Source organism: Grimontia celer (assembly GCF_900055185.1).
Lineage (GTDB): Bacteria > Pseudomonadota > Gammaproteobacteria > Enterobacterales > Vibrionaceae > Enterovibrio > Enterovibrio celer.
Map to the genome: position 1 here is coordinate 401,821 of NZ_FIZX01000002.1, position 12,824 is coordinate 414,644.

The 12,824-nt window shown below is 49.3% G+C and carries 8 protein-coding genes; 1 reads left to right on the plus strand and 7 read right to left on the minus strand.

Annotated features, from left to right (window positions below; genetic code table 11):
- Window positions 1-76: 76 nt before the first annotated feature.
- The 4 genes from GCE9029_RS12005 to GCE9029_RS12020 all read right to left on the minus strand — a co-directional run bounded on the left by GCE9029_RS12005 (window position 77) and on the right by GCE9029_RS12020 (window position 5,063).
- Window positions 77-1,504, minus strand: coding sequence for a lipopolysaccharide biosynthesis protein (locus GCE9029_RS12005; RefSeq protein ID WP_062663493.1), 1,428 nt, complete (start codon window positions 1,502-1,504; stop codon window positions 77-79).
- On the minus strand, window positions 1,501-2,643 hold the full coding sequence (locus GCE9029_RS12010) for a glycosyltransferase family 4 protein (RefSeq protein ID WP_062663494.1): 1,143 nt from the start codon (window positions 2,641-2,643) through the stop codon (window positions 1,501-1,503). The genes GCE9029_RS12005 and GCE9029_RS12010 overlap by 4 nt, the downstream gene beginning before the upstream one ends.
- Window positions 2,643-3,893, minus strand: coding sequence for a glycosyltransferase (locus GCE9029_RS12015; protein WP_062663495.1), 1,251 nt, complete (start codon window positions 3,891-3,893; stop codon window positions 2,643-2,645). Before GCE9029_RS12015 ends, GCE9029_RS12010 begins: the two co-directional genes overlap by 1 nt.
- A gap of 168 nt (window positions 3,894-4,061) precedes the next feature.
- Window positions 4,062-5,063, minus strand: coding sequence for a glycosyltransferase family 4 protein (locus GCE9029_RS12020; RefSeq protein ID WP_062663496.1), 1,002 nt, complete (start codon window positions 5,061-5,063; stop codon window positions 4,062-4,064).
- A 417-nt stretch (window positions 5,064-5,480) separates the two neighbouring features.
- On the opposite strand from GCE9029_RS12020, the gene GCE9029_RS12025 reads away from it, so the two are divergent.
- Window positions 5,481-6,419, plus strand: coding sequence for an NAD-dependent epimerase/dehydratase family protein (locus tag GCE9029_RS12025; protein ID WP_062663497.1), 939 nt, complete (start codon window positions 5,481-5,483; stop codon window positions 6,417-6,419).
- 57 nt (window positions 6,420-6,476) lie between these two features.
- Here the strand turns inward: GCE9029_RS12025 and GCE9029_RS12030 are convergent, their stop codons facing one another.
- The 3 genes from GCE9029_RS12030 to GCE9029_RS12040 form a co-directional block, all read right to left on the minus strand.
- Window positions 6,477-7,910, minus strand: coding sequence for a sigma-54-dependent transcriptional regulator (locus tag GCE9029_RS12030; RefSeq protein ID WP_062663498.1), 1,434 nt, complete (start codon window positions 7,908-7,910; stop codon window positions 6,477-6,479).
- Between the two features lie 100 nt (window positions 7,911-8,010).
- Window positions 8,011-11,160 (minus strand): PAS domain S-box protein, encoded by a 3,150-nt coding sequence (locus GCE9029_RS12035; RefSeq protein WP_062665631.1) that lies wholly within the window; start codon window positions 11,158-11,160, stop codon window positions 8,011-8,013.
- A 122-nt stretch (window positions 11,161-11,282) separates the two neighbouring features.
- Window positions 11,283-12,824: a response regulator gene (locus GCE9029_RS12040; protein WP_062663499.1), complete on the minus strand. Its 1,542-nt coding sequence runs from the start codon at window positions 12,822-12,824 to the stop codon at window positions 11,283-11,285.

The following is a 12,824-nucleotide window of genomic DNA, read 5'->3' on the forward strand; positions in this document are numbered from 1 at the left end:
CATATGGATAGAGTGAAACGCCGTGCGATAAAACGGCGTTTTCTCATTTTGAAAGTCAGATTAATCAAATTGGCGGTTAGTTTGCTGTTTGCCTTTTCATTGCCTGGATAGAGAACTTTGGCAGCAGGTTGAAGCGTTGCGCCAAAAGCACCATCGAGACCATTGCCATGCCCACTAGCATCAGCCGCGCGATGTCTGACCATTCATAGGTAGAAACGTACAGCCAGAACATGCAAAAACCTCCGCACATGAGCAAGGCAGTCAGTGGGTAAGGCAGATGGTAGAGATGCTGACTTACGGCATAGAAGAGCACGAATCTCAGACCTTGGGTAAAGGTGAGTGCCATCAGTACACCCATCACGCCGTGGCTATTGCCCCACCAAATCAGAGTGCCTACAGCAACAAAAGCAGACACGACATTAATAGCCATCTGGCCATAGGTGGTGTCTCCAGCGAAACTGCCAAGGTTGACCAATTCAGCCAGTTCTTTGAACAATGCTGCGATAATCAGAAAAACGGTAAAAGTCGCCGCAAGCTGATAGCTATCAGGGAGCAACCAGGTGATAGCGAGCGGTGCCAAAAAGGCAACCAACACCGAAATCAGCATCACAGCGGTAAGGCCAAAACAGGTGTAACGTGTTGCTGCTTCCCGCCCTTCGACGCCGTACAGTACATCGAAGCGCTTTGGCATCCACCACATACCGAAAGGTTGTAAAAGCAGCACGACAGCCAGTCCGAATTTGGCGGCGACACCAAACTGCGCGACTTCTTCCAATGAGCTGACTTCTGCCAGCACCCAACGGTCAAAACCATTCATAGTAAATGCCATCAAGCCGCTGGCCATGATTGGAATGCTGTAAATGAGTGACTGTTTGGCGACAGGCATGGAGAACGCCAGACCCGTTTCACGGATTTGGATGATAAACAGGATCACAGATTGCGCGATGGCGGCAATAATCCCTGCTTCTAAAACGCCATCGACACCGCGGCCTGCCAGAAGCATCGCGACAGTGAGTGCAGCTTGGAACAGTGCGCGCCCGACTGCCACAGAGAAGAAAGTAAAGGCACGGTTTTGCATGCGAATCCAACCGAGCGGCACTGCAATGCATCCTTCAAGTGCCAACATCAGAAGCACCAAGCGCAGTTGATATGTTGTGAGACCGCCCGGCACGAAGCTATCGAGCCAAGCCGCTAACGCCCATGACAATGGAATAACGACGGCACATACGATGAGAGTGAGAGTAAAAATCCGCGCTGACATGGTGAGCCTTTCTGCTTCTGATTTGCAGCGGCCCACAAAGCGGTAAAGCGCGTCTTCAAGGCCTAACCCCACCAGAATACTGCCGAGCGCAGCGATACTACTGACAATCTCCAGCTGACCGAACTCTGCCTGTGGCAGTTGATGAGTGATAAAAGGCAGCATCAGCAGAGAGATGCCTTTCATTAATGCCATGCTGCTGCCATAGAGCAGAGTCTGCTTCATCATGGGTGAGAGCGTTTTCATCCTTGCACCTCGTCACGGGCCAGCGCTGCATCACCACGTGCGCCTTGTTGGGTAAGTGCTTCGCACACTGCTGAGAAGCAAAGTTCAGCACGATACTGTCGCGCGATTTGAAATGCTTCATCACCTAACATTTTCAGCATAGACATATTCTGCTGCGCTTTTGCCAATGTTCGGGCGAGATCTGCTGCGTCATCAGGCATGTATTTCAAACAATTTTCCCCGTCGCTTAGCTGGGTGTCCCAATAAGCACCATCAGAAGGAATAATCACACACATGCCCGCCGCCATGGCTTCCAGAATCGACAATCCAAAAGGTTCTTTGGTACTGGTAGAAACAAAGATATTGCTGCTGGCGCGAATCGCATCCAGTGAGTCCGGCGCTTCATGCCAGAACACTTTGGATATGCTTTGTGGTGCGTCACTGACGGCCAAATTAGTCTGTTTTGGGCGGATAAAGCAGATATGGGTTTCAGGACGATCCGAAGGCTTCATGTGCGAAAGTGCCTTGGTCAGTGTGTCTAATCCCTTCCATTTAAGGAGCGATGCTGCCCAAAACAAAACCGCATAATCGTATTGGCAGCGACTCGGCCAGAGCGCTTTTGGAAGGCCATTTCGAAATGTTTGAAATTGTGGATAGGCTGAAACATCGTCGCCACTGCCTGTCGCGCTGATGGCGTTGTTTAGTGAATCGCGGGTCGAGTCGAGATAGTAGACTTCATTCGCTGACAGCAGGCACCGGCCAATGGTGCGCGAGCGGGCAACCGGGCCATGAACCATTTGTACAATTCGATAGCCCAGCAAAGCACGCGCAATATACAAACCCAGGTCAACACCAGGTCCTGAGGCGGCGAGTGCGGTGTCCATTTTGCCAACGAATAGGCGAAGCCAGATAAGCTGCAAAGCAATCAGGAAGTGGCGGGCAAAGTAACTCAAACCTTGCTCTGTTTTCTCCAGTGGCTTTGGCATATGTAACGGTTTTACGTAAGCCTTGGTTTTCGCCCAGGTATCAGGATCTGAAGTTAGAATCGAAATCCGCACCTGCTGCGACTCCAATTGGCTCAAAATATGTTTGGTTGATACCTTTGATCCGCCCGCAAATGGGATCGGATCGAGAATCACAATATGCTTTAAACGGTTCATTACGCAGCCTCCGAAGGTTGACGACGCAGCTTTTTTACAAAGTTGAGTGATGCTTTCACTGGTGGTACAAACTGCCATTGATTTGTCCAGCGAGCGGTCATCTTCGGATTAGCCAACAGCGATTGGTAAAGCGCCTCGAAACGCTCGGTATGTTGGGTGATGGTGAATTCTGCCATCACTCGACGATAACCATCTTGTGCAAACTGAAGGCTTTGTTCCGGATTCGTGAAGAGGTGATAAGCAGCCTGTGAAATGGCATGAGCATTGTCAGGCTGAACCAGAATGCCGGTTTTATTGTGGGCAATCACACCCGGAATACCGCCGACACGAGGCGCTACTACCGGAAGGCCAGCAAGATTGGCTTCTGCCAGAGTCAGACCAAACACTTCTTCCCGTGCGCCGGAGAGATACACATCCGCACCGCCACGCATCAACCCAACCACGTTTTTCTGCTCACCAATCAGGTGAATGCGGTCTTCAAGACCAGCTTCCGCGATTTGGTTTTCCAATGCTTCACGCTCGCTGCCTTCGCCAATGACCACTAAATGGATAGGTAGGCGAAGTTCACGCATTTGGCGACAGGCTTCAATAAGAAGGTCAACACCTTTGCGGTGGATCAGGGAGCAAACGGTAACAGCGACGAAAGCGTGGTAAGGAATGCCGCATTTTTTGCGAATATCCTCGACGGGTTGGCTCAGCAGCTTTTCTGTGTCGATACCATTTGGGATCACCTGGCAACGGGCTTCATTTGCGCCATCACTTAGTAACTGGTCAACAACAGGTTGGCTAACGCCTACTGCCATGCTGGCATGATGAAAGCCAAGAGTAATGCGGTCGCGAAGTGGATAGCGTGAATGCAGGTGAAGCACCAAAGGTAACTTTCTTGCGCGGGCAACCAGATTTAACCACTGAGAAGGAGCACCGCTGTTTGAGTGCAGAAGGGAAATTTGATGCTTATCGACAATGCGAAGCCCTTCGTTGACCAGCTTGCTGTAGCCGACCACATCCCACTTTGGCGCCTGTTCGCCAAACAGCAGAGTAAAGTTGCTGACATAGACTGGAATATCAAGCTTACGTGCCTCTTCCGCCAACGCTTCGTTGTTACACCAAAGCACAGGTGCGAAAGCCGACTTGTCGAGGTGAGTGAGCAGATCAATCAAACAACGTTCACTGCCGCGAATCCAGTTGTCACCATAATGTACAAACAAAATGTTCTGACGGGTTTGTTGGGCTTGTGGTAAATGCATCATTGTTCTTCCTCCAGTCCTGTTTGGCGATGAATGCGCCGGACTTGCTTTTCAGTGACTTCTGCAAAGACCACGCCAAGATTCTAAGCGACTGAATTAAAAGAGCCTGAGTGAAGTTCCTCACCCAGGCTCTCGGCTTTCTTTCATTTTGAGAATCAAATAAGAAGATGCTTATAGTGAATAAGCCTTCAGCAGTTTTGGAACGACAGCTTCGGCGGAATAATGCTCTTTCACGGTTGAAATGGCATTGAGCTGCCACATCGATCTTTTTTGTGGGTCACTATTACGCCAGCCATGCACAACATCAACCATGGAGGTGACGTCACCTTGCTTGAGCAGCCAACCGTTTTTGTCATGCTCGATAAGCTTGTCCAAAGCTCCAACATTGAAGGCAGCAACGGGAATACCACGAGCCATAGCTTCCAGCGATGACATAGGCAAGCCTTCTGCCCGGGAAGGAAGTACCAGTAAACCGATACTTGGCCATACTCGGCGCATGTCAGTTTGTGCGCCGTGAAAGACGACGTTGGCAGGGGCAGACTGCTCAAGTTCTTTTCGCATTGGCCCATCTCCGTAAACATGAAAATCTAAGTAGGGGAAATGCTTGGCGAGCAATACAAAACGGTCAGGGGCTTTTTCTTTACTTAATCGACCTACAAAAGCAATTTCCTCACCGGACGACAAGGAAATATCGCGCACGTTAATAAAGTTGTCTGACAACTCAGCAGGACAAGGGATAGTCGAAAGAATAGGCGTGCTGACGGCAAACACTTTATCAGCTAAGAACGCGGTATGGCGATCAAACCAATCGTACATTTTTAGCTTGCCGTGCTTTTCTTCTCCACTGTGAAAAGTGCTGGCGCAGGTGATGCCCATCATTTTGCAGATTGGGCGCACTAGAATCCCGGCTTTGTAACCATGAGTATGGATAACATCAGGTTTCTGCTTACGGATTTCACGCCATAACGTCGTTAAACGCCCGTCTAATACGTCACATTTAAGGCCTGCGTATAGAAGACGACGCTGAACGGGGTGATTGCCGTAGTTATTGAGAAACACAACGGTAACTTCATTTCTGGCGCTGGCTAAACCCATAGCGAGATGTTCAACATGGGATTCGATACCACCAAATCCGCGGCTGTCTAAAACTAACCAAATCTTCTTTGTGTCCATTTTTACCACCCGTTATCAATGAAGAAAGTTGATCGATAAATACCAAGAGCAAAGTTGGTGCCAGAGTGCTAACTCATTGAAATGTAATAATTGGTCATAACGGGGCTGGCCTGCAACCTATTGAATTTCATCAAAATGAGAAACCATGAACGGCTAATTCGTCAAAGCGCATGTCAAAATGACGAATTCATCCTCTGCACGAAATCCAATCGCGTAGAAAAGTGAAACAACAAATGAGGTGAGTGGTAGGCATTTAAAATGCTAAAAGAATGCGATTTACAATTTATCTTTATGTTTTATAAAGAGTTAATCACTGCTTTCTAAGCCTGTCTTTTATCTGAAACCCTCCAGAAATTAAAATCTGGCAAACCCTTTGCAAAGAGCCCGTTTAGAACCCTAAAAAAGACAGAGGTCTATATGGCAAGTTATTTAGTTACAGGTGGATGCGGATTTATCGGATCTCACCTTGTCGAATCGCTGCTGGCTGACGGTCATCATGTGAGAGTGGTCGATAACCTTTCTACCGGCTATCGAACCAATGTGCCAAGACACTGCGAGCTTAGAGTGGCTGATATCTGTCATCCCGGAGTACTCGAAGATGCGATGAAAGAAATGGACGGCTGCTTTCACCTTGCCGCCATCGCCTCTGTCGAGCGTTCAAATGAGGAGTGGATTGAGACCCACGATGTTAATCTGACTGCCAGCATTCGCGTTTTGGAAGCCGCTCGCGCAGCTAAAACCCCTGTGGTTTATGCATCTTCAGCCGCGGTTTACGGCGATAATGCTGATATGCCGTTATCCGAGCGTTCTATTCCCAGACCGCTTACTGCTTACGGTGCCGACAAGCTGGGGTCAGAATTACATGCCCGCGTTGCATCGATGGTGCACGGTGTGCCAACCGCAGGCATGCGCTTCTTTAATGTGTTTGGACCAAGACAGGATCCGAAATCACCTTACTCTGGCGTTATCTCAATCTTCGCGGATAAGATTATGGCATCGCAGCCTTTGACCATCTTTGGCGATGGTGAGCAGACACGTGATTTTATCTACGTCGGTGATGTGGTGCGTTTCCTTCGCGGAGCCATGTCGAATATTTCCACATCGTCGGACGTATTTAATGTTTGTCGCGGTGAAGCCTTGTCAGTTAATCGCCTTGCAACGACTTTGATGTCTTTGACCGGAACGGAAGTTGAGATTTCATTCCTTCCTGCCCGTAAAGGCGATATCCGTACTTCCATCGGAAGCCCGATGCATGCGAAGAAGGAGTTGCGGTTGATGGCTCAAACCTCGGTGACAGAGGGTTTGAGAGAGTTGATTGCTTACCTGAATCAAGAAGGGGAGCGCTCTGTTGGGTAAGCGAAGGGAAGAAGACCATAAGAAACGCCGCTCGAAAGCGGCGTTATCTTGAGTGTCTCAGGCTTCGTCGGTTTCCCACGCTTGTTTTTTCCGATACAGAGTGGAAGGGCTGATTTGCAACAGTACAGCTGCTTTAAGCACATTCCCATCGCAGTAAGCGATGGTTTTCTGAATCGCTTCACGCTCAATTTCACTCAGCGGACGAATGTCAGAGCCCGGAGTTACCTCCTCACTTGACGTTTCCTCGCCAAATCCACTCGATGTAGGCTCAGGTTTCATGGTTTGGGTTATCGAACGAATTTCCTGATCGCTTAGTGTCTCGTTTAGCGGTGGCGGTAGTTGTTTAATAGTGACTGCTTCGCCGTCGTGAAGCACCACTACGTTGCGCACCACATTTTGAAGTTGACGAACATTGCCAGGCCAAGGGTAGTGACGAAGCACCACCTCCGCTTCAGGTGAGAAACGGGTGAACTGCTTGCCTTCTTCCTTGGCGTAAGAAACAAGAAAGCTGGTGGCGATTGATAGAATGTCATCGCCGCGTTCGCGAAGCGGTGGCATAGCAAGAGGCACCACATGCAAGCGGTAATATAAATCTTCACGGAAGCGGCCTTCGGCGACTTCTTTCATGGGATCGCGGTTGGTGGCACAGAGAAAACGGATATCTACGGTTTCTTCTTTGCTGGCACCAACTTTCTGATAGCGTCCTGTTTGGATAAAACGAAGCAGTTTTTTCTGCAATTCCAAGTCCATTTCGCAGATTTCATCAAGGAACAGCGTGCCACCATTGGCTTGAGCCGCAGCGCCTTTCCTGTCGTTGCTTGCACCCGTAAATGCGCCTTTTACATGGCCGAAAATTTCGCTTTCCATCAAATCATGGGGAATGGCACCACAGTTCAGGGCCACAAAAGCTTCGCCGGCACGGGGGCTTTGGTTGTGAATGGCTTCTGCACACACTTCTTTACCCGTTCCGCTTTCCCCAGTGATAAACACGGTTGCTTTGCTTGGCGCAGCAGAGTCAATGATGCGGTAGACGTTCTGCATAGGTAGACTGGCACCAATAAACCCTTGGTAGGTGTGGCGTTCAAAACTACTTTGAAGATCTTCGACCAGTCCTTGCAGGCGGGCATGCTCAAGCTGATTTTTGATGGTGGTTTTTAGCCTTTCTGCACTGACGGGTTTTTCGAGAAAATCGGCTGCACCCTGACGCATCAAATCCACTGCCGTATTTAGCGTGCCGTGGCTGGTAACAATGATGACAGAAGAAGGCAGGCCTTGCTTCTTAATCCATTGCAGGATTTCTTCGCCAGGCATGTCTGGGAGCTTTAAGTCGAGGAGAATGAGATGAGGTGTGCTCTCCTGGAGGTAGTCGAGTGCCGCCTGTCCAGTTTCTGCACAAGCGAGTTCAATTGGCTCGTTAGCCAAGTACTGTTTGTACAAATTGGCTAGTGGCAGCGAGTCTTCGATGATCAGCACACGGTACGTTGACTTCATGTGATCTTATTCCTTTTTGTCGTCATCCTGCTGCGTACCCTGACTGGGAAAGATGACCTAAGTTTTTGTTTTATATTAAGTGTAAGACAGTTTGATCTGGTTACTGCTCAGAAAAGCCTCTTTCTGCCCTAGCTTCTAATGCTTCAAAAGATTTTTCTGCAACGCCGGCAATGGCTTGGGCGCTTTCGAGTGCCAGCTCAAAGTTCTGGTCAATACAATTCTTTTCAATATTCCGGCAGAAACGACAAAGTTGCTTGTTGCCGTGCGCGGCGGCGCTACTGCCCAACGTGTGGGCTTCAAATTCGAGCGCATAATGGTCGGCGTTTGATGCTGCGGTCGCGATTGTCTCAATCCGCTGGCGAGCATCTTTGATGTAGAACTCGATGAGTTCTGGCACCAAATCTGCTGATGTGTCTCTGGCAAGCTGGATCAGCGTAGGCTCATCGACAATAGGTTCATCAGCAAGAGTCTCATCAACAACAGGTTGTTCCGCTACTGCCTTATCTCTAATAGATTCCGTTGAAACGGCTTCTTGATGTGGAGAAACGAGCTGTTCATTTTTGTTGGTGATGTGTTCGCGAGACTCAGGCTGAACTTCTGCATTGTCAGGTTCAGGCTTTGACATGCTCAATGAATCTGCAATGCCAGCGGCTTCGGCAATACCGGTAATATGGGTTGCTGCTGGTGCGCTTCTGTCTAGTTGAGATTCAACCAAGGTGTTGGGTTTGTCCGGTTGCCAACGGGCAAGACAATCCAGAATTGACTGGCGAGTGAAAGGCTTGGAAACAAAGTCATCCATGCCAAGCTCAATAAAGTGTTCGCGATCTCCACGGAGTGCGTGTGCGGTGAGCGCGACAATAATGACATCTTTGGTAGGTGAGCCCATGGCTCTGATTTTCTTGGTTGCTTCCATACCGTCCATGCGCGGCATCGAGATATCCATCAGGACGATGTCGTAAGGAATACGGGATACGGCTTCGACGGCCTCTTCGCCGTTGCTGACGATGTCGACAGACAAGCCTGAGAATTCCATCATTGTGCGAAGGACAATCTGATTCGCGGGATTGTCTTCTGCCACCAAAATGCGCAAGGAAGACGATATGTTGTTGTCAACTTGCTGCTTACGTTTATTAGTGGCTTCCAATGATTGCTGATCATCAGCAATATCAAGCTCAATGGTGAAGGTAAACACGGACCCTTTACCGACTTCACTCATCACCGAAATCTCCCCATTCATTTGACTGACCAATTGTTTACAAATAGCGAGCCCCAGTCCGCTGCCTTCGTGAATCCGGTTATAGGTCGCTTCAGCCATGGTGAATTCGTCAAACAGCGTCGGAATGTGTTTCTCATCTATGCCGATCCCTGTGTCTTTAACATCGAACTGAAGCTGCACAGAGTCTGGACGGCGATGGAGGCATTTAAGCGTAATGCTGACCGCTCCGGTATTGGTGTATTTCACGGCGTTTGAAAGCAGGTTGAGCATGATTTGACGCACCCGGTCGCCATCGCCCACCAGATACTTTGGAACCCCTTCCACAATGCGAGATGTCAATTGTAGGTTTTTGTTTTCTGCCTGCGGATACACGATGTCGACCGTATGCTCAAACAGGTCGTACATATTGAAGGGGTTGTTTTCGAGCGAGAGTTTTCCCGCTTCCATTTTCGAGAAGTCGAGAATGTCGTTGATGATGGCAAGCAGCAGCTCACCGGACTCGCGCGCCGTCTTCACCAGTTTTCGCTGGAGGTCATTAAGCTCAGTTTCTTTCAGAAGTCCCAACACGCCCAATACACCATTCATTGGTGTGCGGATTTCGTGGCTCATGGCAGCGAGGAAACGGCTTTTCGCGCGGTTGGCGTTTTCAGCGGCAAGTTGCATTTCCTTGAGCTTTTTCTCGCCCCGTTTTTGGCCTGTCAGGTCAAAAAAGTGCGCAACATAATGTGTGAGGTCACCGCTTTCATCGGTGATTGAGGTGATGGACATATGGACAGGAATTTCGTGTCCATCTTTATGGCGCAAGCGCATGTCGCCATCCCAGCTACCTTCAGAGTGGAGAATTCGCCAGATCTTCTTGTGGAACCCTAAGTCTTCTGGGTTTGCACTCAGTGACCTTGGCTTTTCCCCTTCGACTTCTTCGCTTTGGTAACCTGTGATGGCGGTGAATGCAGGGTTGCTTCGAATAATGTGCCCTTTGTTATCGGCGATGAATACGGGGGCAGAGGTGTCGAAAGCATGAGCGGCAATCTTGAGCTCGGTCTGATTCTGCAGGCGTTGGGTAATATCACGAATATAGGAAACGAAAATATGCCCTTTTTCGGTCTTCGCGGCGGAAATAGAAATCTCAATCGGGAACTCCCGCCCGCTGCGTCTGATTGCCGTTAATTCAATACGTTTGTTGAGTACGGGGCCTTCACCAGTTTCAAGGAAATGTCGCATGCCTTGGATGTGCATATCACGCATTGGGGGAGGGACGATGGTATCTGCCATGGGCTTGCCAACGATGTCATCGCGATCCCAACCGAAGATTTGCTCAGCAACGGGGCTGAACTCAATGATGATGTCTTGATCGTTGGCAACGATGATTGCGTCGTGTGACGCTTTATAAATGGCTTCGCTTTGTTCCTCGATTTGGCGCGCTTCGCTGTAGGAGTACCGCTGCTCTTTCAAAGAGCAGTGAAGTTGGGTATAGCTTTGCTCAAGCTTTTCTTTTGTATTGAGAATCAGGTCAACCGTTGCGCTGATGTCATCTGAATAGTTAATCAGCTTCACGTCGTCAGGGTCAGTGTTCATGCTCTGAAGGTGGTTCAGCCGTTTTAATGGGCGCATAGCGCCGACCATCATGAAATAGAGGGTCAAAATGGCAATGACAGCGATCGCGATGGTGCTGAAAATAATGATTTGGCCGAGCTCAGATGAGGCTGACTCAAAGTGTTGTGCTTGGAAGCCAATGACCGCATCGACATTGGGAACTGGACTTTTATCAATAGGAACCGCAACCGTGGTGACTTTAATCGTCGGGTCGCGGCTTGAGTGAGAGTGTGCCCAAATGTCTCCGCCTTTTTCAATCGTAAGGTATAGGATCCCTGGTTGTTTTGTAATTTCGTCTGCGATGCGTTGAAGACCGGCAAGATCACGGCGCTCCAGATAGGGGAGAGTAGTTAAGGTAACGAGCTGGGAAATATGTGCTTCTAGATGATAAACGTCATGCTCTTTTTCTTTTTTCAGCAATGTAGCGGCGAGAGCAATCATGACTGCCAAAATGACAGACAAAATGATGGCAACGCTAAAAACAGCTCTAATGCGAATTTTCAAACCAAGCCTCTATCTCTCTTATATGCGTCACATGCTTCGATAACGAGCGGGCGTATCTTTCAGTCTAGTACAGGGTCAGCGTATTCCAATAGCATGATGGTGGCGTCGTCCCGGTGCCAATCTCCATAATTATCAAAAACCTGGATGACATGCTGAACGGCCTCGGTAACGGGAAGTGCCAATGTGTTTTCTAGTTCCCTCATTACTGCCTTTTCGAGTGTTTGCCGGCTTTCCGGTGAGTCTGCGGCTTCAAACAACCCATCTGTATACATGGCAATACGCTCACCTGACTTCAACGTGGTGGTAAGTGTGTCGTAATCAGCGCCATAGAGCACTCCGGGCATAATGCCGCCAACGTTCATGAGAGCTGCACCTTCCTCGCTGACTTTGATAGGGGCTGGATGACCTGCAGTTGCCATGGAGAATTTCGCATCGTCGTAAAGGGCGACAGAACAGCAGGTAAGGATGACCTGAGAAAGCAGATTGTCGTCCATGGCGCAATCGGAGAGGCGGCTTAGCAGGGTGCCACAGGGATCATCAGTATCATCAACGTGATACATAAGCCCGCGAAGGTAACCCCCATAGGCGTATGAGAAGAATTTCGCCGCCACATCGTGACCCATGATATCGACCATATTGATCATCAGGAAATCGTCGGTATCACGATGAAGGATCAAATCACCGCCGCCGATGCCCGTATTTCTTGTAGCAAATGCTATTTGCCATTGTCGGGATTCTGTCGGCAAAGAAGGCGTCAAAGCATTGGTGATGCGATGGTTTACCTTATCGGTGAGCTGACGGTAGATTTGTTCGGAGCGGTGCAAAACCCGCCGAGCACTCTGAACCAACGCAGATTTGGTGACGGGCTTAAGAATGTAATCGTCAATACCTAACCCCATGGCGTTGTCGCGTATCTCTTGACTGTCCGCATACGTGAGGAAGATAAACGGCGTGAGCAAGGTGTTTGTCTGGTTGTGAAGCGCCTTTTTTAAATCCAGCCCGTCCATGCCTGGCATCCGAATGTCGGAAATAACCAGATCAACGTTGTTATTCATCAAAAACTGGAGTGCATCCTGACCGTTAGAGGCTTCTGAGACTTTGAAGTGTTCAGAAAGGTAAGCACTGATGAGTCTACGCTGGCTGTCATCGTCTTCGACGACCAATACACTAGGTTTGGTCGCCACTTGTTGAATGCTCCATTTGAGGGTGAGGCGGTTTTCCCCAAAGGTGGTGCGTTTAGTGTATTCAAGTCCATCTGTCAGGCTGTGTATCAACGCTAAACCACGTCCGCCTTCTTTTTCTTCAAAAGTGTCTAGTGATTTAACGCGGTTAGCGAGAGTGGGATCCCAGCTTTCACCGTCATCGTCAATGTGCAGCAGCCACAGCCCATCAACGCATTCCAATGAGACGGCGATAAATGTTGGATGAGGTTCCGTGTGTTCCAGCAGATTAGCGGCCGCTTCAGAGAAACAAAGCTGAATCTTGTTAGAAAGATGATCGGCGACACCGCGTTGCTTGAGCGTTTGACCAAGCCGCTTGCGAGTATCACTGACTTTTCCTAGTGTTGCTGGTCGACAGATATCCTGAACTACTGAGACCAT

Bases quoted from the DNA above. Each gene is read 5' to 3' on its own strand.
- GCE9029_RS12005 (WP_062663493.1), bottom strand. From the start codon at position 1,504: ATGAAAACGCTCTCACCCATGATGAAGCAGACTCTGCTCTATGGCAGC.
- GCE9029_RS12010 (WP_062663494.1), bottom strand. From the start codon at position 2,643: ATGAACCGTTTAAAGCATATTGTGATTCTCGATCCGATCCCATTTGCG.
- GCE9029_RS12015 (WP_062663495.1), bottom strand. From the start codon at position 3,893: ATGATGCATTTACCACAAGCCCAACAAACCCGTCAGAACATTTTGTTT.
- GCE9029_RS12020 (WP_062663496.1), bottom strand. From the start codon at position 5,063: ATGGACACAAAGAAGATTTGGTTAGTTTTAGACAGCCGCGGATTTGGT.
- GCE9029_RS12025 (WP_062663497.1), top strand. From the start codon at position 5,481: ATGGCAAGTTATTTAGTTACAGGTGGATGCGGATTTATCGGATCTCAC.
- GCE9029_RS12030 (WP_062663498.1), bottom strand. From the start codon at position 7,910: ATGAAGTCAACGTACCGTGTGCTGATCATCGAAGACTCGCTGCCACTA.
- GCE9029_RS12035 (WP_062665631.1), bottom strand. From the start codon at position 11,160: ATGATTGCTCTCGCCGCTACATTGCTGAAAAAAGAAAAAGAGCATGAC.
- GCE9029_RS12040 (WP_062663499.1), bottom strand. From the start codon at position 12,824: ATGGTCTCAGTAGTTCAGGATATCTGTCGACCAGCAACACTAGGAAAA.